The sequence below is a fragment of the Candidatus Moraniibacteriota bacterium genome (genome assembly GCA_035390125.1).
In the GTDB taxonomy this organism is placed as follows: domain Bacteria; phylum Patescibacteriota; class Minisyncoccia; order Moranbacterales; family GWC2-37-73; genus DAOOTD01.
Map to the genome: position 1 here is coordinate 280481 of DAOOTD010000001.1, position 20243 is coordinate 300723.

Genomic DNA, 20243 nt, shown 5'->3' on the forward strand with positions numbered 1-20243 from the left:
TTTTATATTTATAATTCTCATAGGAAAAAAGTTTGACCTGACTTATACCTCTCCTGCAATCAAAAAAAACAGGTTATTGCCTGTTCTAATTCTGCTAACTTTTCTATTATTAGGAAATTCCCTTTTGAAATTTGCCTTTTGGGAAAATATAATTATTGTAATTTCTACTTTATTTTTGTTTTTACTTTTATACCAAATAATTTTCGAGCCTAAAGATTAGGCTGAAATTAAAATATCGAGCGTTTCTTTGGCACATTTTCCCCACGAAAAGCTTTTTACATGTTCAGTCCCTTTTTGTATCAATTTATCTTCAAGTGATTTTTCTTGCATAACTTTATCTATACAATCAGCTAAATCCTTGCTATTTTCTGTTTGAAAATAAAGCACCGCATCTCCACCGACTTCAGTTAAACTTGAATTTTTAGCACAAATTACAGGAACACCAGAAGCCATAGATTCCAATATAGGTATCCCGAAACCTTCATAAAGTGACGGAAAAATAAATAATTTTGCATTCCGATAAATTGCGGATAATTTTTCGAATTCAAGATTTCCAGTGATAATTATGTCTTTTTTGAATCTGCTGTTATTTATTCTTTTAATTATATTATCGCTTTTCCAAGCAGGAGAACCAGCAATAACTAGCTTTAAATCAATATTGCCTTCTTTTATTTTTTCAAAAGCCTCAATAAGAACTCCAAGATTTTTTCTTGGCTGAATTGCGCCGACGTATAATAAATAAGATTTAGCTTTTAGACAATACTTTTTCAGTATTATTTCTGAGTTTTCTTGAGAAATATCCTTTTGGAATAATTCACTGTCAAATCCATGATAAACAACGGAAATTTTATCATTTTTAATTTCAGGATAAAATTTTAAAATATCATTTTTAGTCGAATGTGAAACAGCGATAATATGATCAGCATTTTTAATAGCCATATTACTTAATTTATTAAGCTTAAAAAGATCTTTATTAGTGAAATATTTCGGAAATATTTTAAAGGCTAAATCGTGAATAGTAACTATGACCTTTGTATTCTTATTTCGGAGTAAAGGTATATTATGTACTGGCATCCAAAGGATATCAGGTCTATCTATAAAAACTTCAAAAGCAAAACGAGTCTGCGTCCATAAAAATGGAAAAGGAATTTTTCTTATTGAATAATTATTAAAATCTGGAGGAGTTAGGTGATGATTGAAAAAATCTCTGTGATAAATAAAAAATTTATCGGTTTTATCAAGATTACCGAAATTTTTGAGCATATTAAAAAGATAAACTCTGGTGCCATCTATCCTGTTATGATCCAAATCTGCCGCATGAATTGCAATCTTCATAAATTTATTTTATTTCTAATTTCTTTAAAAATTCTTCTAGCTCTTTTCCTTGTATTTTTCTATAATGTCCTAAACCTAAATTGCCTAATTTGATATTCATTATTCTGATTCTTCTTAAATCAGTTATTCCCCACCCGAGATTATCGCACATCCTCCTGATTTGATGTTTCTTGCCTTCTGTCAGAATTATATTGAAAGTAAAATCATCTTTTTTATTGATAATGCACGGCTTGGTTTTAAAATCTTCCAGCTGAACTCCGACACTCATAATTTTCAAAAAGATATTTTTAATAGGCTTATTTACCTTAATTACATATTCTTTTTCATGATTTCTGTTTGGATTTAAAAGTTTATCAGTAATGCGTCCATCATTAGAAAGGATAATAAGACCATGAGAAATTTTATCTAGGCGTCCGATGGGAAAAATGTCCTCTGGAAATTTACCACCATCTTTTATCTTTTTACCGGTCTGATTGTCTTGATTGGTTAATTCTCCCTTAGGCTTATTATAAGCTAAATAAACATATTCTTTAACCTTTCTATAAACTTTTAAATCTACTTTGACTTTGTCATTTTCATAGACTTTATCACCTATCCTGGCTTTTTTGCCGTTTATTTCAACTATTCCTTTCGTAATAAATCCATCCGCTTCCCTGCGACTACAATAATTATGGAGTGCCAAATAGCGGTTAATGCGTATTGGATAGTCTATTTTATTTATTTGTTTTGTATTATTCATTTATAAAGCTTATCCTATTTTAAATGATTTAACAAGAAAATCTTGATTTTCTCAATATTTCTGATATACTTTATTTTGTTTGATACATGCATTTTTCAAGATATTTTCCGAGGTCGTCTAATGGTAGGACAACAGGTTCTGGTCCTGTTTATTGGAGTTCGAATCTCTACCTCGGAACAAAAGCAATAAAGTACTTTATAAAATTAAATTATGGAGGCAGGACTATGACGAATGATGAAGAAAAAAAATATGCTAAAATCCGTAGCCTCTGTGACATAATAGGAGGCTTAAATTCAACTGAGAAACAACGTCAAAGAGCATGGGAACAGCTCATGCCTATGGCAAGTAGCACTACGCTAAGCACCTTAATCGCAGCTAAATATTCTTGGCTAGAATTTACAGATGAATATAAAGAGAAAGCATGGCGAGAATTAAAAAAACGAAATATAGAAAACGATGAGATTAATTTGCATTATTTAGCGGTCAACGCTCCAGAACCATGGTGTGAAGAAGCCAGAGAATTAGAAGAAAAAACATAAGAAAAATATTATTAATAAACGAAAAATAAAATCCCCAAGCCATAATGGTAAAGGGATTTTTTAATTATATCGTTCTGAAATCTCTATACTTTCAAATATCTTTTAATCGCAATAAGTCCGCTGATGGTTCCGAGAGCTATGCCTGAAAAGATAAGTGAAATAAAGATAATAAAGAAATTATCTAAATAAAACGAGAAAATGTTCTCTCCAGAAATGCTGTTCTGGGTAATCGGCGCCAAAAATTTTGAAGTTATACCAAGAAAAATCATAACTAAAAATGCAGATGCTACTCCATAGAAAATACCTTCAAAAACAAAAGGCATACGAATATAAACATTTGAAGCTCCGACAAGACGCATAACTTCAAACTCACTTTTGTGTGCATACATAGTAAGTCTGATAGCATTAAATGTTATCATTATACCGATAAAAATAAAGACTAAACCGAGAGTAAAGCCGATTTTTTCTACAAGTTTAACAATTGAGTTAAGCCGCTGAACAGCTTCTTTATGTTCTTCAAAGTCGATATTACTTATACTATCTGCAAAACTAGACTTACTGATTGCTTGTGTAATTATACCGTACTGTTCAGGGTTTTTAGCTTTTATAACTAAAGAAGATAGCAATGGATTGTCTCCTATCAACTCAAGTGCACGCGAAATGGAATCACTATTGTTTGTGATTTTCTTGAAATTTTCTAATGCTTGTTCCTTAGTAACATAATCTATTGATTTTATTTCATCATATACAACCAGCTTATTTTTTATATCCAATATTGTATTTTCCTCAATATCTGAATTGAAATACACACTGACGCTTAAATCATCCTGTATGTTTTTTAAAATGATATTTGTAGTCACGCCTAAAATAAAAGTAACACTTATCACATATAGGGATATTGCCAAAACACTAACGGTTGCAAAACTTAGCCATCCGTTACGACGAAAATTATCAAGTCCTTCAAAAAATGTGCGTTTTAATTTTATTAATTTCATAATTCTGTCTTCTTTTTAATTTTTTGTTTTTAAATCTTATAAATCTAGCAAAAATCATAGAACTTGTTTCTTTTTTTCTTCGGTAATATTTTTTTCTTTTGAGTTATCCTCATATTTTCCTTTTTCATTATCTCTTACTAGTTTTCCCTTTTCTAATTCCAGCACACGACGATTTAGTTTATCTACAATACCCTTATTGTGTGAAGCTAATAAAACAGTAGTTCCCATGCTGTTTATTTTTAAAAGTAATTGTACGATTTCCCAAGTTGATGTAGGGTCAAGATTTCCTGTAGGCTCATCTGCAATTATAACCAAAGGTTTGCACACAAGCGCCCTGGCTATACAAACTTTTTGTTTTTCACCACCTGATATCTGATTTGGATATTTTTCCATTTTATCTCCCATACCGACAATATCTAAGATTTGAGGAACAAGTTCTTTAATTTCTTCTTCTGAGCTATCTGAAACTTCAAGAGCATAAGCAACATTTTCATAAACTGTTTTTTTAGGAAGCAGTTTAGAATCTTGGAAGACTGTGCCTATATTACGGCGATAAAATGGAAGAAGTTTCTTGTTTATTTCATCTAAAGGACGATCATTAAAATATACACGTCCTCCTGTTGGCTGTTCTTCTGCATATATCAACTTAAGCAAAGTTGATTTACCTGATCCGCTATGTCCAATAATAGAAACGAATTCTCCTTTTTTTATAAAAAGATTAACGTTCTCTAGGGCTACAAAATCACCTGGGTATATTTTAGAAACATTATCGAACCTGATCATTTTTATATTTTTTAATAATTTTGCTATGTTTTAATTATATACTATTTTTTCTGAGCCGCAAAGCGTAGATAGTCCTCTATTAATTCATGAAGATCACCGCTCAAGACTTTTTCCGCATCACTGGTTTCATATTTTGTACGATGGTCTTTAACCATTTTATAAGGATGCAGAACATAAGAACGGATCTGATTCCCCCATTCCGCACTTTTATATTCACCCCTGAGTTTTTGTTTTTCTTCCTGCTGTTTTTCTAAATATAATTTATGTATCCGGGCCTTTAAAACACGCATGGCTTGTTCCTTATTCTGCAGTTGAGATCGTTCGCTTTGGCACATTGAAACTGTTCCGGTTGGGATATGTGTAATCCGTACAGCACTGTCTGTAGTGTTCACATGCTGTCCGCCAGCCCCTGAAGATCTGTAAGTATCAATAATTAAGTCTTGTGGCTGAATCACTACTTCAGAAATTTCTTCAATAATCGGCAAAACCTCTACTAATGCAAATGATGTTTGGCGCAAATTATCAGCATTGAATGGGGAAAGCCTTACCAAACGATGCACACCTGCTTCGCCTTGCAGATATCCATAAGTATAAGCACCTGAAATTTCAATTGTTGCGCTTTTTATCCCAGCTTCTGTTCCTTTCGATTCTTCTACTATCTTGGTTTTGAACCCATTTTTTTCAGCCCATCTTAAATACATCCTGAGAATCATTTCTGCCCAATCTTGAGCATCTACCCCCCCAGCTCCACTACGGATAGCCAAAATGACATCATTTTGATCGTATTTTCCACTAAGTAATGATTTAAATTCCAGATCATCAAAATCTTTTTGTAATTTATCGACTTGTTTTTTAATTTCTTTTAATTCTTCGTCTGTGCCGGATTCAAACAGATTTACAAGTTCTAATAACTCTTTTGCTTTTTTTTCTATATTTTCAAAATTTTCCAATTCATTTTTCAAAAGCTCAAGCTCTTTAGAAATCTGGGCAGCTTTTTGCGTATCACTCCAAAAATACTTAGCAGACATTTTTTCCTCCAATTCTAATATTTTTTGTTTTTTTTGTTCAACGTCAAAGATAGTCCCGCAAAAGCGGGAGCTTAGATTTTATATTTTCAAGTTTTTCTAAAATTTCTTTCATAAATTTTATTCAAGTAGCAAAAGCGTAGACATCATAGCAACGCCAACACCCATAAACACTAATTGCCAGATTGAATGACTTATTTTCTCTCCATTATTCTTGTGCAATTCCGGAATCATATCCGCACTGGCTATATATATAAATCCTCCGGCAGCAACTGGCACTAAAGCATTTGCTATGATTTCTATATTTAAGCTTATTAATAAAGTCACTATTGCACCAACTATTGCAGAAATTGCCGATATAAAATTATAAAGCAGTGCCTTTTTTTTTGTAAAGCCGGCATATAAAAGAACTCCAAAATCTCCTATTTCCTGTGGTATTTCGTGCATAATTACTGCCAAAGTAGTAGCAATACCAACTGGAATACTAACCAAATAACTGACGGCTATGATTACTCCATCAATAAAATTGTGGATAGCATCTCCGAAAAAAATTACATAAGGCAATACTTTTTCATGTTTCTCACAGTGTTCATCGTGGCAGTGCCGCCAATGCAAAAATTTTTCCAATATGAAAAAGATTATAAAACCAACTAAAACCAAAAAAGATACATGTATGCCTTCTTTTTCCATAGCCTCAGGAATCAAATGCAAAAAAGCATCACCCAAAAGCGTGCCAGCAGCAAAGCTGACTAAAAAAATTAAAATCTCATGAAATTTTTTTGATTTCCAAGAAAAAACAAAAATACCTATGAGGGAAATAAGGCTTACAATCAAAACGCTTATTAAGGTATATATCCAGACTTGCATTTATTATAAATAAATTTATTTTATAAGATAATCCACCTATTAGAATCGAACCCCAGTAGCAGAAACTTCTTTTCGCTACGGGACAGGCTGATGACACTTTATTTATTATGAGCCGATGGCCGGGATTGAACCGGCGACCTATGCGTTACGAGTGCATTGCTCTACCAGCTGAGCTACATCGGCATAGCTCATATTTTAGCTTATCTGAGCCTTTTTTACAAGTGTTTTAAAATTTTCATTAACCGTCTTTTGAATATCTGCAATTACTGATTTATTTTTTGGAACAAATAGATGTTTAAAACGTCCTTGGGTTTTTAAAAATTCTTCGACTGGCTTTGGATTTTTAGGTGTGTAATTAATTACGTAATTTCCATTTTCTATTTCATAAAGTGGCCAGAAATTTGTTTCAGTGGCTAATTTTCCAATATTGACATACTGAGACGTTGGGAATTTCCAAAGATTCGTGCATGGCTGAAGCACTAACAAAAATGATGGTCCCGGAGTTTTTAAGGCTTTTTTGGCTTTCTTTTTTAGATCAGAAAGATATGCAACATTAGCCTGTGCCAAATAAGAAATATTATGCGCTTTCACAATTTCCATTAAATCTTTTCTTTGCTTTGATTTTCCGAAAGAATCACTGCCAGCTGGTTCCGTTTCCGTGTTAGCACCAAAAGGTGTTCCGCCAGATCTTTGTCCGCCCGTATTCATGTATCCTTCATTGTCATAACAAACATACAGAAAATCGTGTCCACGTTCCAACGCTCCAGAAAGAGCCTGGAGACCGATATCATATGTTCCCCCATCGCCACCAAAGGCAACAATTTTAGCAGGCTTTTTTAGTTTCTTGTTTTTCATTAATGCCTTTTGGGCAGCATCTATTCCAGATGCCGTTGCCGCTGCATTGCCAAAAGCGCTATGGATATAGGGAACTTTCCAGGAAGTATTCGGATATATAGTTGTAGTTACTTCCAAACATCCTGTTGCATTGGAAACAATCACAGGCTCATTTGTTGCACCAAGTACTGTCCGTACAATAGCCGGTATCCCGCATCCTGCGCAAGTCGCATGACCCGGAGCTAATTTTTTAGTTAAATCTTTATTCATGCTTTTTATTTCAGATATTTTATTTTATTGCTTATTTCCCCTTCTTCTAGATCCTTAAAAACTTTTTCAATATCTTTTTGTAATGTGTCACGCCCACCAAGACCATAAATATAGCTGGCAATTTCATTTTTGTGACTGCCGGCGTGATGCAAACTATTTACAATATCCTGATATAATGGCGGATAGGCTCCTATGGAAATAGCCCTGTCTAAAACAGCAATTTTTCTTACATGCGCTATTTCGCGTCCAATTTCCCTATATGGGAAAGGCCTGTATAGTTTAATATTCAAAAGTCCGACTTTTTTTTCTTTTTTGCGTAAACTATCTATAACATCCTTAGCGGTTCCTGCGGTTGCACCCATCATAACTATTACATAATCTGCATCCTCTAATTTATATGTTTCAAAAATCCCATGTTTTCTTCCGGATATATTCATATACTCTGCACACAATTTCTTATATTCCGTTTTTGCTTTTTCTATTGCTTCTTCCTGGTCCAGCTTGAAATCAAAATATGAGTTTTGCAGAGCCAAAGCTCCGAATGTCACGGGACTATTAAAATCAAGCAATGATTTTTCAGCTTTTCTGTCACCCAAAAAATTTTTTATTGATTTATCGTCACAAATTTCGAGCCTTTCTGTCGTATGCGAAGTATGGAAACCGTCCATAATCGACATTACAGGCAAATCAATTGATTCGGATAGCTTCAAAGCTATTATTGTATTGTCATAAGCCTCCTGCACATTTTCGGAGAAAATTTGGACCCAGCCAGCTTCGCGCACAGCCATGACATCACCATGCTCACCATGGATATTAAGCGGAGCACTTAGAGCGCGAGAACTAACGCACATTAAAATTGGAAGCCTTAGCCCACTGGCAATCGGCAACATTTCTGCCATATATAAAAGTCCCTGCGAACTGGTTGCTGTTATTGCTCTTGCACTCGCTGCTGAGGCTCCAATTGTGGCACTCATGGCACTATGTTCTGATTCAACCTGAACTATTTCTGTTTTGACTTTTCCATCAGCTTTCATTTTGGCATATGTTTCTATAATCGGAGTCTGTGGAGTAATAGGATAAACAGCCATTACGTCAGGATTAATTTGACGTAAAGCCTCAGCCATCGCTGCACCACCAGTCATTGCTTCAATTTTTTTATTATTTTTATCCATTTATTTTTTCATAATAATAGCTTTTACAGGGCAGACTGATGCGCAGACTCCACAGCCTTTGCAATAATCATAATCGATTTCTGCAACTTTCTTGTTTTTATTTTTTGATTTTTTATTCTTCAATTCAATAGCTGCTTCCGGGCAATATGAAACACAAATGCCACATCCAATACATTTTGATATATCAATTTCTGGCTTCATATAACGCCAATCTCCTGTTTTGGAAGAATTTTTAATACTATGCTTTATAATAGCTCCTTTTTCCATAATTTTGTTTATATTTCATCATAACCAACTTGCATGGCTTGTATTGTTTTTTCTGTAAGTTCTTTTCCGATTTTAGGAGTAAAAACTTTCCTGAAAATCTGCATAGCATTTTCTAGGGTTATAATTTCTGAAATTTTTATAAAATAACCCATGAGCACCATGTTGGGATTTGGATTGCTAGTAATTTTCAGTGCAATTCCTGTTGCATCTATAGTGCGGATTTTACCTTCAAAATTAGGAACTTTTTTACGGATTTCTTCAGGATTTTTTTTTGAGTTAACGACCAATATTTCATCTTTATCCAAGTTTTTCACAACATCCTGGCAATCTATGACTGTTTCATCTAAAACAACCACAACATCCGGATCAATAACTGGCTCCTGGGTCCTGATTTCTTTTTCTGAAATTCTTAAAAACATTCTAGTTGGGGCACCTGATCTTTCCGGACCAAAAAATGGGAACGCTTTGACATATTTTCCTTCCAAAATAGCCGAATGCGCAATAAGCTCAGAAGCTGTTTTAGCTCCCTGCCCTCCACGTGCAAAAAAAATGACTTCAAATGTATCCTTATTGAATTTCATATTTATAAGAATATCATATTTTTAAACAAAAAAACAGGGGGTAGCCCCTGTTTTTAATTTATTTTTAAATCTATCTATTTACTCAGCTGCTCATCAACAATTTTCTTGATATCATCATAACTTGCCAACGAAGTTTCAATATCAGTTCCTAAGAAAATAGATGGGGTTTCATTGATTCCAAAGCTTTGACCATCATTGGATGACTGGACTAATTTTTCTTGATATTTTTTATCGTTTAGACATTGGTTAAAATCACTTGTATTTAGACCCAGTTGTGATGCAAATGATTTCATTATTACAGTCGCATCTTTAAGTTTACTCCAGCTCGCCTGTGATGAATAAAGCTTTTCAGCATAAACCATAAATTTTCCCTGTTCATTAGCACATTCAACAGCTAAGGCAGCACTCAGTGATTGTGTAGATGTTGGCATAAAATAATTCTTAAAAGAAAATTGAATTTTATCCCCATAATCTTTTATCAATTTAGAAACAACATCTTTAAAGAATTTAGCATCAATTGGATTTGCAAAATCAGAAAATTCAATAATTTTTACTTTAGCATCATTTGGACCAATTTTTATATCATTTTCATTGATTGCAGGAGCAATAAGATATTTTCCTATCGGAAATCCAGCTTCTGCGCTTTTGATTGCATATGAATCCTCTTTTTTATCGAAAAATGCCTGCGCCTGAGAAAATAAACTTGTTTGTTCAATTTCTTTTGAAAAAATAAAAGCTGGAATTGTTTTTATTGAGAATTGATTAACGAGTTTCTTCCCCTGCTCAGAAGCAACATCAATTTTTTTAGTAAGTATAGTTGGAATAACTTGCTTAAGCGCCACGAGAATTTCATCGGGCTTGCATGCATCACCGCAGGTATCATCATTGAGAACCTGAACTGTTATAACTGGCTCATTGTACGCAACCCATGACTTTCCGTTTGAAGAAAAAACATCAGTATTGTCCAGTGCACGTTGAGAAAATCCGCCTCCACGTAACAGCTGGACTACATCGACAAACAAACTTCCAACAAACAAACCGCCCAACAATATCAAAGCTGAAATAAGATTTTTAATTTTCTTTTCTTTAGACTGCAATAAATCATCTTCCTCTTCTGGCTTTTCTGCCAAAGTTAATGACTCTATCCTTTCTTGCTCTTCTTTTTCAGATAATGATTTTGAGTCCTTTTTTTCTTCTTCCATAATTATGTGTATTTATTAATTATTTATTGTTGCAATTGCTCACTTTCTGCCTGATTATCAATTTGTTCCTGCTGAGTCTGTTGGGCCGCCTGAATTGCTTCCGCCTGTTGCTGTTCTAAATTTCTTTTCATTGATTCTATATCATATGAACTTTTACCTGATGCAATTTTGTAATCACTAAAACCTATCGTTATCTTTTTTACTGCTTCAGTTTTTATAGTAATTCCTATTAAAATTCCAAGGATGAAAAAAAGCAACATCTCAAAAATAGCTCCGCGTTTCAATTTTTTGCCTGAATCTTCGTAAATTATGGATGATTCTGATTTAGACTCATTCACTTCAATATCTTCTATTTCCTTTTTCATATTTATTTTTTAGCATTAATATTTGATTTAAAACTAACATATAGAAAAAAAACCCACAACTTGCGGGTTTTTCTAAATATTGCATAATTTTATTCTTTACGCAAAGCATCCATGGGTGATAACTTTGATGCCTTCCAAGCCGGGTAATAACCAAAGATTATGCCTGTTGCCATTGAAAAGCCTACTCCAAGTAAAATAGAGTTGAGCGTCAATGAAAGTTGCAAAGAAAAACCAAGTAGAGAAAAAATGTATGAAAAAGCAAGATTTATCAAAAAACCAAGAATTATTCCAACAATACCGCCAAGAGATGTAAGGATAATAGCTTCAAAGAGAAATTGCCTAAGAATATCTTTCGATTTTGCGCCGACTGCTTTGCGCAGCCCTATTTCAAAAGTCCTTTCAACTACCGCAACATACATAATATTCATGATTCCAACCCCGCCGACTATAAGAGAGATTGAGGTAAGCGCTAAAAGCAAAATCGTAATAACATTAAAAACGTCGTCAATAATTTTCTTTGCTTCCTGCATCGTCATGACTGAAAAATCTTCCTGCTCCGGCTTTGGAGTTCTATGTAATCTTTTTAAAAGATCTGTAATATCAGAAGCAGTCACATCGATTTTACTGACGTCCTTTACTTTCACCGTTATATATCTCACATAATCAATTCCGAGAATTTTCTTTTCAAGAGTCTGTACTGGAATATAGATTAATTCGTCATAATTAAAGAATGTTACTGTTCCTCTTTTTCCTAAAACACCAATCACCTTAAAATTTAGGCCTTTTATTTTTACATCTTTTCCAATAGGACTTTCATTTTTAAAGAGCGCCTCTTTTATATCCTGTCCTATCACAATAACCTGCGCCAAACTATTGTCTTCACTTTCAGTATAAAACATGCCTTCGGAAACCTTTGCTCCAGCATCAATTAAGGGATAGTTTGCGCCACTGCCAAAAAGCATTGATCTTTTATTTTCACCTTTGTAAGAAACTATTTCTTGTCCCATTGTTCCAGCGGCATAACTATCTACGTTGGGAAGTTTTTTTATTTCTTCTCCATCTGAAGTTTTTAGTGTCGTAATTTGAACTCCCATAGCCTGACCCATAGCGTTTTCAGAAGATGTCGCTGATGTTGATGGAACTTTTGTTTCAATCTGGATTATATCATTGCCATAGCTATCAAATTGTCCCATTATGTATTTTTTTACGCCTTCACCACTGGAATTAACCACAATAACCGACATAATTCCGATCACCACTCCAATTAACGTTAAAACAGTTCGGCCCTTATTATTCCGGAGATTTCGCAAGGCAAGTTTTATTGATAATATAAATCGTTTAAACATATTATTCGTATCTTAATGCTTCCATAGGCGAAATTTGCGAAGCTTTGCGGGCAGGATAAATACCAAAAATGATTCCGATCAAAACCGAAATGAATGTTCCTACAATTATCGAGCTTAGCGATATTATGAATTGCCAAGAATAACCCAGAGCATTAATTACAAGTGAAGCTAAAAATGAGATCAGAATTCCAATTATTATGCCTATTGTTCCTCCAACAAGTGTAATAAAAACCGATTCAGACAAAAATTGCGTTATTATATGCCTGGTTCTCGCACCGACTGCTTTTCGAAGTCCGACTTCGCGAATTCTTTGATTTACTGAAATAAGCATAATATTCATAATCCCAATCCCCCCAACCAGCAGTGAAATTCCAGCAATACCAGCCAGAAAATATTTCAAAACATTAGTAATTTTGTTTATCATTTCCAGAGCTTGCGCTGTGTTCCTTACAGAGAAATCGTCATCCGTAGGATTTTTGATATTATGCTTCATTCTGATTGTATATTTCACATCAGCAACTGCCCGATCCATATTCTCAAAAGAATCTATTTTTACGCGGGCAAAATTTAGATAATTTATTCCCAGTATTATTTTCTGCGCTGTCTGCAGGGGAACATAAATCATTTCATCAACATTGGAAAATCCGGAAGATCCTTTTTTCTCAAAAATTCCAATCACGGTAAAATTCGTACCCTTCAAAGAAAAAACTTTTCCAATTGGATCTTCATTTTCAAAAAGATCTTCGGATTTTTTGGATCCGATAACCGCCACTCGAGCCAGTCCATTATCCTCTTCATTAGTAAAAAATCTTCCGGCTTGCAATTTATTATTCTCAACATCAATAAACCCGGCAGAAACTCCTTGAAAATTGCTCTGAGTAGAATTGCTTTTATATTCAGCTGTTGCAACTCCGCTAACATATCCAGAAATTGCAATTACATTAGGAACATTTTTTTTGAGCATTATTGCTTCAAGATCTGAGGTTTTGAGCGTTGTTGTCACTATGCCAAGCGCAGATGCCGGCGGACCTTTTTCATCAGAAGCTCCGGGAAGTATGCCGACCAGATTTGTCCCCATTCCATTAACCTGATCAACAATAAGCTGTTGGGCACTGGCACCTATAGCCATGACAATAATTACCGATGCAATTCCGATAATTATTCCAAGAATTGTTAAAAACGAGCGGAATTTCGCCGCCATAAGGTTTTTATATGAAATTTTTATAGGCGCAGAAAATTTCATATTATTTCAATAATGCTCCTTCTCCATCTGCAATTAATCTGTCTTTTACCGGATCATCAGCTATAATCTGGCCATCTTTTACATAGATAATGCGTTTGGCGTGTTTGGCAGTATAAGTTTCGTGGGTAACTAAAATAATAGTATGCCCGGAATTATTTAAATCCTGCAAAATTTTCATAACCGCTATTCCTGATTTTGAATCCAAATTTCCAGTCGGCTCATCGGCAAAAATAATTTCCGGATCATTAACTAAAGCCCTGGCAATGGCAACACGTTGTTTTTCTCCACCAGAAAGTTGATTGGATAAATATTTTATCCTATGTTCCATGCCCACAGATTTAAGGGCTTTTTCTACTTTTCCTCTGTTATGTGTTTCAATATGCTCTTCATCATAAAGAAGCGGCAGTTCAGTATTTTCATAGACTGTCGTCCTCGGCAAAAGATTAAAAGATTGAAATACAAATCCGATTTTTTTATTGCGCAATTTCGCTAATTCATCGTCTGTATAATCATTGATATTTTTACCTTCAAAAAGATAAGTTCCGTCAGTTGCGCGATCAAGCATCCCGAGAATCTGCATCAATGTAGATTTCCCTGATCCTGAAGGACCCATAATGGAAACGAATTCGCCTTTTTCAATGCTAAAAGTCATCCCACACATAGCTTTGGTTTTCACGCCTTCGTTTTCGTATGTTTTGCAAAGGTTTTCAACTTTGATTAGGGATGTTGACATTTTGATTATTTTGTAGCACAATTAAGCATTAGCATAAATACTTTAAAAAAATAATTTAACGGCTCAATGAAGCCAGAGGAGGATAGAAATTATGAAAGCTATGCTATTCGGAAAGTTAAGACCCGGAGATAAATTTATTTTATCAGAAGATTCAAATGTATTTCTTACAAAATTATATATCTCTGAAAAAAAATCTTCAAAAGGGAAAGAGCAACCATTCACAGCTAAATTTATAAGAAGCGGATCGCCTGCTAGGATTCCTGAAGATGAAGAAGTTTTTAAGATATAATAAATCTTACAAATTAACAGCAATGAAGCCCCGATATTAAAAATATTGCGGGCTTTTATTTTGTCGTCACAAATGTCACGACTTTTTCTCCACCTTTAAGTCCTGAGGTTATCTCCACTATCCCTTCATCACCTTCTAAACCTGTTTCGACAAAAACTTTTTTGGTCGTATTGTCAATTTCTTGCAAAACATCTACATATTTTTTATTTCCTTCTGTCTTGATAGCACGCTGTGGAACCATAAGCACGTTATCTTTTTGGTTTGTATGCACATCAATATTGGCGCTCATGCCAGCCTTAAGACGCGAATCGAGATTATCCAATTTAAGTTTTATCCTGTAATAAACAACATCTTGAATAACTGTTGAAGCTGGATCAATTTGGCTAATTGTAGCATTGAAAATTTCTTCTGAAGAGAAAGCGTCAAATGTGACTTCGGCCTTCTGCCCAATTTGGATTTTGATTATATCAGATTCGGGGACATTAGCCTGTATTAGCAAGTCTTCTTTTTGAGCTATAGTTATAACCGGACTATTAAGACTTAAAACTACAGTTTCTCCCGGATCAGCTGTTCTTCTGATTACGATTCCGTCAATTGGAGAAATCATTCTGACATCCCTAAGCTGATCTCTGATAGCATTGACGCCTTCCTGAGCTTGAGTTACTTGCGCCTTTTGGGCTCTCTTCTGCTCAGAAGAATAGGCATCATCATTTTCATCATCCTTATCTCTAATATCATCCAAAATTTCTTCCTGATATTTAACTTGCGCTTCTGCCTGGCGAAGCTGCGAAAGTAAACTGCCTGTATCAATAATTGCTAAAATCTGACCTTTTTTAACAGTATCGCCAACATCTACACTTATGCTTTTTAAAATACCAGTGGTCTTGAAAGTTAGGTCAATTTGTTCATTCGGATTTACCTTGCCTGTCACAGAAACTGTCTGTGACAATGTCCCTTTTTCAACATCGGCTGTGGTATAGGTTGTTTTAGGCTGGCGGCTTTTGATATACAAAAAAACACTGCCAACAATTGCAGCTATAATAATAATCCAAACTACCCATTTACGTGCCTTAGCCATAAGATTTTTTGTTTTTTATATTTATAATAAAGTGTTCTGCCTACTTTGAGCGTCTAGTGCTTCATTTACCAATGCATCGGCAATTTTGTTTTTCTCCCTGTAAATATGGTTAAAATTCACACTTTTAAAATCTAATATTAGATTCCAAACTTCCAGAAACAATTCCTGAATATTTTTTTCTTTAACTTTATATTCATGTTTCAACTGCTTAGTAACAAATTCACTATCCAGATAGCATTCAACTAAATAATCCTTGGCCTTATTCTTGCCGATCAGTTGCTTGATTTTTTTCAAACCAAAAATTACCGCTTCATATTCGGCTTCATTGTTGGTTTTTTCCCCAATATAATGCCCGTATTGCTTATGCAGGGTTTCAATGTAAACGCCGATGGCCGCTGGTCCGGGGTTATTTCTTGATCCGCCGTCGGTATACATTACTATCTTCTGTTCCATAATAAAAATCGCATATTAGAAATTCCTTCCTAAATGTTAACATTTTATGGATAAATTCGCAATTAGCTTCTAGACTTAATTTATATCAATCTGGCGGTCAGATATCCTATCCCCATGGGGCTTTCATAGCTCAAAAGCTTTATTTTATATTCTTTGCCGTGCAAAGCTCCGAAAAGTATCATAAAAGATCTTATTCCGCATTCAGCTACTTCGGACACAAGCGGATTTTTTAAGTCCATAATACCTTTAATGTTATTTTCTTTCAGATAACGAAGCATTAACCGATCAAATTCTTTGGCTTTTGGCGAAAAACCAACAGGAGATTTTGGTGAAAGTTTGTGCGATAAATCGCCACTGGCAATAATGGCAACGCGCTTCTCAGTATTCTCATCTATTATTTTCTGCAATATCTGCCCGTAACGATAATGAAAATCATAGTCCATAAAAGAGAAGGATAAATGAACGATTTTAGGTTTTATTTTTTTCAAAAGATGGTAAAGCGGAATCAAAGCGCCATAATCCAGTGGATTTTTCCTAAGTTCCGCAGGAAACTCTCTTATAAAGCAAGCCGAGAAAAGCTCGTCAGCAATTTGCAAGTCATTGTTAAAAGTGAATGATTTTTTAATTCCAAACTGCTCAAAATCGCCAGCTAATTTTCTGGCATAATTTATAACAAAGAAATATTGTTCCAGATGAGCATGCGGGGAAATTATAACAACAACATCAGGATCCGCTTTTTCCAATCCTGTCCTTAGTTGATCAAAAGCCTGGAGAGTTTTCTTTATAGTCCTTGAATTTCCTTTTTTTCCTATACCAGGCACACTCTCCGGCGGATGAGGCATTATAGCTGCGAATACTATCATACAATTAATCTTAATAATAAAATACGTAGTATAATACAAGTTAATGCCTTTTTTCTTTTATTTTAACCTCTTATTTTTTGCGCTAATTCAGTTAATTGTTTATCATCGGCACGTTTATAATCATGTGAAGAAATGTAACCTTCATATTTTTCAAAATATTTATCCACGTTAGAATGGACAGGTTCCCATTTTTCAATCTTTGTTCCATGCATGGGAAAAAGTTTGGCATGTAAATGGTCAACTCCGAAACCTTCAAAAATCATTCCCGTCCTGCCTACATCTTCAAGTTTTTCATCCAGAATTTTTCCAACTTTTTTAGCAGCTATGACTAATTCCTTTAAAACATCTTCCGGTGCATCAAAAGCATAACTTGAATAATGTTCTTTTGGTATAACAACAGTGAAACCTTCCGTGTTCGGAAAAATTGTAAGAAAAGCTATATGCCTTTCATCTTCCCAGATTTTATGACTGGGTATTTCGTCTTTAATAATTTTGCAAAAAACACAGTCTTTCATAGATTTTTTCTTTTAATTTTTATAAAATATTTTAAACTAATTTAACACTCTTAAAAGTAAATATTATTAAAAGAGATTGGATTTATATTTAAATTCAACCTCTTTTTATGTATTTTTGCAAGGGTATTAAAGAATAAAAACTGCTGCCGCAATTACAGTTGTGTATTCTTCTTTTTTATTTCCTTGCGCCGTTTGCGCAATTGACCGGCTCTTGAAAATCTTACCAGAAGCCTTATACACCTCCTCTCTTTCGCTCCAAGCCTGTTCTGGATCAAATTCTATCCCCAAGGTACTTGCGAGCATTGTTGCAGCTAAGTCTTCAGCAATATCAGAAATTTCTTTCTCATTTTTGCCGAAGCAATGATGCTCTGACAAATATCCATACATTTTTTTCTTATCTGCTGGAATAGCCAGCCCTACAGCCGAACCTACTAAGCGGCTTGTTTCACTAGTAGCATTTCTTGCCATAACGCAATAGGTTATTTGTCCAGGCCTCAGCAATTTCAAACCTTCTTTTTTTGTTATGATTTTGCAAGAAGGAGGTAAAATGCTCGACACTTGGACTAAATTGCATTTCTCAATGCCAGCCTTTCTAAGCGCCAGTTCAAAAGAAGAGAGCTCATGCTTATGCTCTCCCACCCCTCTGGTAAAAAAAACTTTCTTAGGAACCACTTTGTCACCTCCCAATTTTTTAATTTTTTATTTTAAAACTAGTTAATTATAACAAGAAATGCAGATTTGCAAATAAAAAAGCAGATGAGTTATCCACTTTTTCTAAAAATAAATTTTTCAGCTGTTTATTATAAGTTTTTTTGGAAATAATCCTGCAGTTCTGAAATTTTAATCCTTTCCTGTTTCATAGTGTCGCGATCGCGGACTGTCACTGCCTCATCTTCCAGTGATTCAAAATCAACAGTCACACAATACGGAGTTCCGATTTCATCCTGCCTTCTATACCTCTTTCCCACATTTCCATTATCATCAAATTCGCACATGAATTCTTTTCTTAATTCATTATAAATATTTTTGGCTTTCTCAACTAATTCAGGTTTATTCTTCATTAGCGGGAAAATTGCAATTTTGATCGGAGCAAGCCTCTTGTCTAATTTCAAAACAACTCTCTGCTCACCATTAACTTCTTCCTCCGTGTAAGCCTTATCTACAAACATCAAAAAAATTCTGTTAAGCCCTGCTGACGTCTCCATAATGTGAGGAATATATTTTTCTTTTGTTTTTTCATCAAGATAACTCAGATCAACTCCTGAAAATTTTGAATGCTGAGAAAGATCCCAATTACCACGAGCATGAATTCCTTCAACTTCCTTGAAACCTCCAAGTGACTTGAAATTATACTCAATGTCATATGCTTCTGATGCATAGTGTGCTAATTTTTCATGTTTATGCCATTTAATATCTTCCTTTTTCATTCCGTATTCTAAATACCAATCCCAACGCAATTTTTTCCACATTTCATATTTTTCTTTCATATCATTTGGGTGCAGAAAATATTGCATTTCCATCTGCTCAAATTCACGAGTGCGGAAAATGAACTGGCGAGCAACAATTTCATTCCTGAAGGCTTTGCCAATTTGCGCTATTCCAAAAGGAATCTTAGCACGTGTTGAATCCAAAATATTTTTATAATTCAAGTATATTCCTCCACAAGTTTCCGGTCTGAGATAAACTACATTTTCTTCACTAAGAGCTTCCGTCGGCGAGCCTAAATTTGATTTCACCATCAATGAAAACCTTTTAGCTTCAGTAATTTCAGTTGAGCTGCAATTTTGGCATTTTAATTTTTTCTGCTCTCTGAGTTTATTAAGTTCTGCATTAATAAATTCCAAAGATTCTTTGTCAGCATTTATTCCGAAGCTTTCCAAAATCTGATCGGCACGCATGCGGTTTTTGCATTTCTTACAGTCGATTTGTGGATCATCAAAACTGTCCACATGCCCTGAAGCTTTCCAGGTCATCGGGTGCATAAATATGGCGCTATCCAATCCTACGACATCATCCTGAAGCTGAACCATATGCTTCCACCAAGCATCGCGAATATTATTTTTGAGAAGTGTTCCATAATGGCCATAATCATATACTGCCGCAAAACCACCATAAATTTCAGAAGATGGAAATACAAATCCCCTTCTTTTACAAAGTGAAACTATTTTATCCATTGAATTATCCGACATATTTATATTATCTTAGCTTTATTTATAATGTATTTATACTATTTTTTCTGATAAAAAACAAGCTGAGATTATGTTTCTTATTTTAACAATTCATACATAGCTATCCCGGCTGCCACGGAAACATTAAGAGACTCTTTTTTCCCACGCATAGGAATGGAAACCACAGCATCACATTTTTTCAGAACCGATTTTGGTATACCTTCCACCTCGTTGCCCAGAATAAGTGTCGCCGGGAAAAACAGTTTAATTTTTTTTATATCTTGACTATTTTTAGTTCTTTCCAAAGCAACGATTTTTATTTTTTTCTTTTTCAATTCTTCCATGAGATTCTTCAGATTTTCATATTTTTTCCAAGCAATAGTTTTTTCTGCACCCAAAGCTGTTTTTTCGATCATTTTATCCGCTTGTGTTTTATGCAATTTATTTTTATCCGGCGGACAAGGTGTATAGCCAGTCAAATAAATCTGGCTGACCCCTGCCCCATCAGCAGTACGAAAAATAGCGCCTACATTATAAGCACTGCGTATGTCATGCAATATCAGAAAGAGTTTTTTCCGCAT

General features: G+C 34.5%; 24 protein-coding genes and 2 tRNA genes. 3 read left to right on the forward strand and 23 right to left on the reverse strand.

The window, feature by feature from the left end; all coding sequences use genetic code 11:
- Positions 1-216: 216 nt before the first annotated feature.
- Together PLR68_01410 and PLR68_01415 are read right to left on the reverse strand one after the other, a co-directional pair.
- Positions 217-1335 (reverse strand): glycosyltransferase family 1 protein, encoded by a 1119-nt coding sequence (locus tag PLR68_01410; protein ID HOW60401.1) that lies wholly within the window; start codon positions 1333-1335, stop codon positions 217-219.
- Positions 1336-1339: 4 nt separating this feature from the next.
- Positions 1340-2074 carry a pseudouridine synthase gene (locus PLR68_01415; protein HOW60402.1) on the reverse strand — a complete coding sequence of 245 codons (735 nt, stop codon included), beginning with the start codon at positions 2072-2074 and terminating at the stop codon, positions 1340-1342.
- A 106-nt stretch (positions 2075-2180) separates the two neighbouring features.
- Between PLR68_01415 and PLR68_01420 the strand changes: the two genes are divergently transcribed.
- Together PLR68_01420 and PLR68_01425 are read left to right on the forward strand one after the other, a co-directional pair.
- A tRNA-Gln gene (locus tag PLR68_01420) sits at positions 2181-2251 on the forward strand.
- 47 nt (positions 2252-2298) lie between these two features.
- On the forward strand, positions 2299-2613 hold the full coding sequence (locus tag PLR68_01425) for a hypothetical protein (GenBank protein HOW60403.1): 315 nt from the start codon (positions 2299-2301) through the stop codon (positions 2611-2613).
- 83 nt (positions 2614-2696) lie between these two features.
- Here the strand turns inward: PLR68_01425 and PLR68_01430 are convergent, their stop codons facing one another.
- The 14 genes from PLR68_01430 to PLR68_01495 all read right to left on the reverse strand — a co-directional run bounded on the left by PLR68_01430 (position 2697) and on the right by PLR68_01495 (position 14296).
- Positions 2697-3608 (reverse strand): permease-like cell division protein FtsX, encoded by a 912-nt coding sequence (locus tag PLR68_01430; GenBank protein HOW60404.1) that lies wholly within the window; start codon positions 3606-3608, stop codon positions 2697-2699.
- Positions 3609-3662: 54 nt separating this feature from the next.
- Positions 3663-4391: a cell division ATP-binding protein FtsE gene (locus PLR68_01435; protein ID HOW60405.1), complete on the reverse strand. Its 729-nt coding sequence runs from the start codon at positions 4389-4391 to the stop codon at positions 3663-3665.
- 41 nt (positions 4392-4432) lie between these two features.
- A protein-coding gene (gene prfB, locus PLR68_01440; GenBank protein ID HOW60406.1) for a peptide chain release factor 2 occupies positions 4433-5531 on the reverse strand; the annotation gives its coding sequence in 2 pieces (ribosomal slippage) (positions 4433-5464 and positions 5466-5531; 1098 coding nt in all).
- Positions 5532-5536: 5 nt separating this feature from the next.
- Complete coding sequence (locus tag PLR68_01445) at positions 5537-6283, reverse strand: ZIP family metal transporter (GenBank protein ID HOW60407.1); 747 nt, start codon at positions 6281-6283, stop codon at positions 5537-5539.
- A 110-nt stretch (positions 6284-6393) separates the two neighbouring features.
- Positions 6394-6466: transfer RNA gene (locus PLR68_01450), tRNA-Thr, on the reverse strand.
- Between the two features lie 12 nt (positions 6467-6478).
- Positions 6479-7387: a thiamine pyrophosphate-dependent enzyme gene (locus tag PLR68_01455; protein HOW60408.1), complete on the reverse strand. Its 909-nt coding sequence runs from the start codon at positions 7385-7387 to the stop codon at positions 6479-6481.
- A 5-nt stretch (positions 7388-7392) separates the two neighbouring features.
- Positions 7393-8559 carry a pyruvate ferredoxin oxidoreductase gene (gene porA / locus PLR68_01460; GenBank protein ID HOW60409.1) on the reverse strand — a complete coding sequence of 389 codons (1167 nt, stop codon included), beginning with the start codon at positions 8557-8559 and terminating at the stop codon, positions 7393-7395.
- Entirely contained in the window at positions 8560-8826 is a 267-nt protein-coding gene (locus PLR68_01465; protein ID HOW60410.1) for a 4Fe-4S binding protein, read from the reverse strand.
- An 8-nt stretch (positions 8827-8834) separates the two neighbouring features.
- Complete coding sequence (locus tag PLR68_01470; protein HOW60411.1) at positions 8835-9407, reverse strand: 2-oxoacid:acceptor oxidoreductase family protein; 573 nt, start codon at positions 9405-9407, stop codon at positions 8835-8837.
- Between the two features lie 74 nt (positions 9408-9481).
- A complete protein-coding gene (locus PLR68_01475) occupies positions 9482-10609 on the reverse strand; it encodes a thioredoxin domain-containing protein (GenBank protein ID HOW60412.1) in 1128 nt (375 codons plus the stop codon).
- Positions 10610-10632: 23 nt separating this feature from the next.
- Positions 10633-10974, reverse strand: coding sequence for a hypothetical protein (locus tag PLR68_01480; protein ID HOW60413.1), 342 nt, complete (start codon positions 10972-10974; stop codon positions 10633-10635).
- Positions 10975-11063: 89 nt separating this feature from the next.
- Entirely contained in the window at positions 11064-12320 is a 1257-nt protein-coding gene (locus tag PLR68_01485) for an ABC transporter permease (GenBank protein HOW60414.1), read from the reverse strand.
- Position 12321: 1 nt separating this feature from the next.
- Positions 12322-13563, reverse strand: a complete 1242-nt coding sequence (locus PLR68_01490; GenBank protein ID HOW60415.1) for an ABC transporter permease — start codon at positions 13561-13563, stop codon at positions 12322-12324.
- Between the two features lies 1 nt (position 13564).
- Positions 13565-14296 carry an ABC transporter ATP-binding protein gene (locus PLR68_01495; GenBank protein HOW60416.1) on the reverse strand — a complete coding sequence of 244 codons (732 nt, stop codon included), beginning with the start codon at positions 14294-14296 and terminating at the stop codon, positions 13565-13567.
- 91 nt (positions 14297-14387) lie between these two features.
- Here PLR68_01495 and PLR68_01500 point away from each other — a divergent pair, with 91 nt between their 5' ends.
- A complete protein-coding gene (locus PLR68_01500; protein HOW60417.1) occupies positions 14388-14585 on the forward strand; it encodes a hypothetical protein in 198 nt (65 codons plus the stop codon).
- 55 nt (positions 14586-14640) lie between these two features.
- Here the strand turns inward: PLR68_01500 and PLR68_01505 are convergent, their stop codons facing one another.
- The 7 genes from PLR68_01505 to PLR68_01535 all read right to left on the reverse strand — a co-directional run bounded on the left by PLR68_01505 (position 14641) and on the right by PLR68_01535 (position 20243).
- Positions 14641-15663, reverse strand: coding sequence for an efflux RND transporter periplasmic adaptor subunit (locus tag PLR68_01505; protein ID HOW60418.1), 1023 nt, complete (start codon positions 15661-15663; stop codon positions 14641-14643).
- Positions 15664-15684: 21 nt separating this feature from the next.
- A complete protein-coding gene (locus tag PLR68_01510) occupies positions 15685-16116 on the reverse strand; it encodes a ribonuclease HI family protein (protein HOW60419.1) in 432 nt (143 codons plus the stop codon).
- 80 nt (positions 16117-16196) lie between these two features.
- Entirely contained in the window at positions 16197-16979 is a 783-nt protein-coding gene (amrB, locus tag PLR68_01515; protein HOW60420.1) for an AmmeMemoRadiSam system protein B, read from the reverse strand.
- A 62-nt stretch (positions 16980-17041) separates the two neighbouring features.
- A complete protein-coding gene (locus tag PLR68_01520) occupies positions 17042-17494 on the reverse strand; it encodes an HIT domain-containing protein (protein HOW60421.1) in 453 nt (150 codons plus the stop codon).
- Between the two features lie 126 nt (positions 17495-17620).
- Positions 17621-18166, reverse strand: a complete 546-nt coding sequence (locus tag PLR68_01525; protein ID HOW60422.1) for an arginine decarboxylase, pyruvoyl-dependent — start codon at positions 18164-18166, stop codon at positions 17621-17623.
- A 128-nt stretch (positions 18167-18294) separates the two neighbouring features.
- Positions 18295-19683 carry a glycine--tRNA ligase gene (locus PLR68_01530; protein HOW60423.1) on the reverse strand — a complete coding sequence of 463 codons (1389 nt, stop codon included), beginning with the start codon at positions 19681-19683 and terminating at the stop codon, positions 18295-18297.
- A 77-nt stretch (positions 19684-19760) separates the two neighbouring features.
- Positions 19761-20243, reverse strand: a complete 483-nt coding sequence (locus PLR68_01535; protein ID HOW60424.1) for a TrmH family RNA methyltransferase — start codon at positions 20241-20243, stop codon at positions 19761-19763.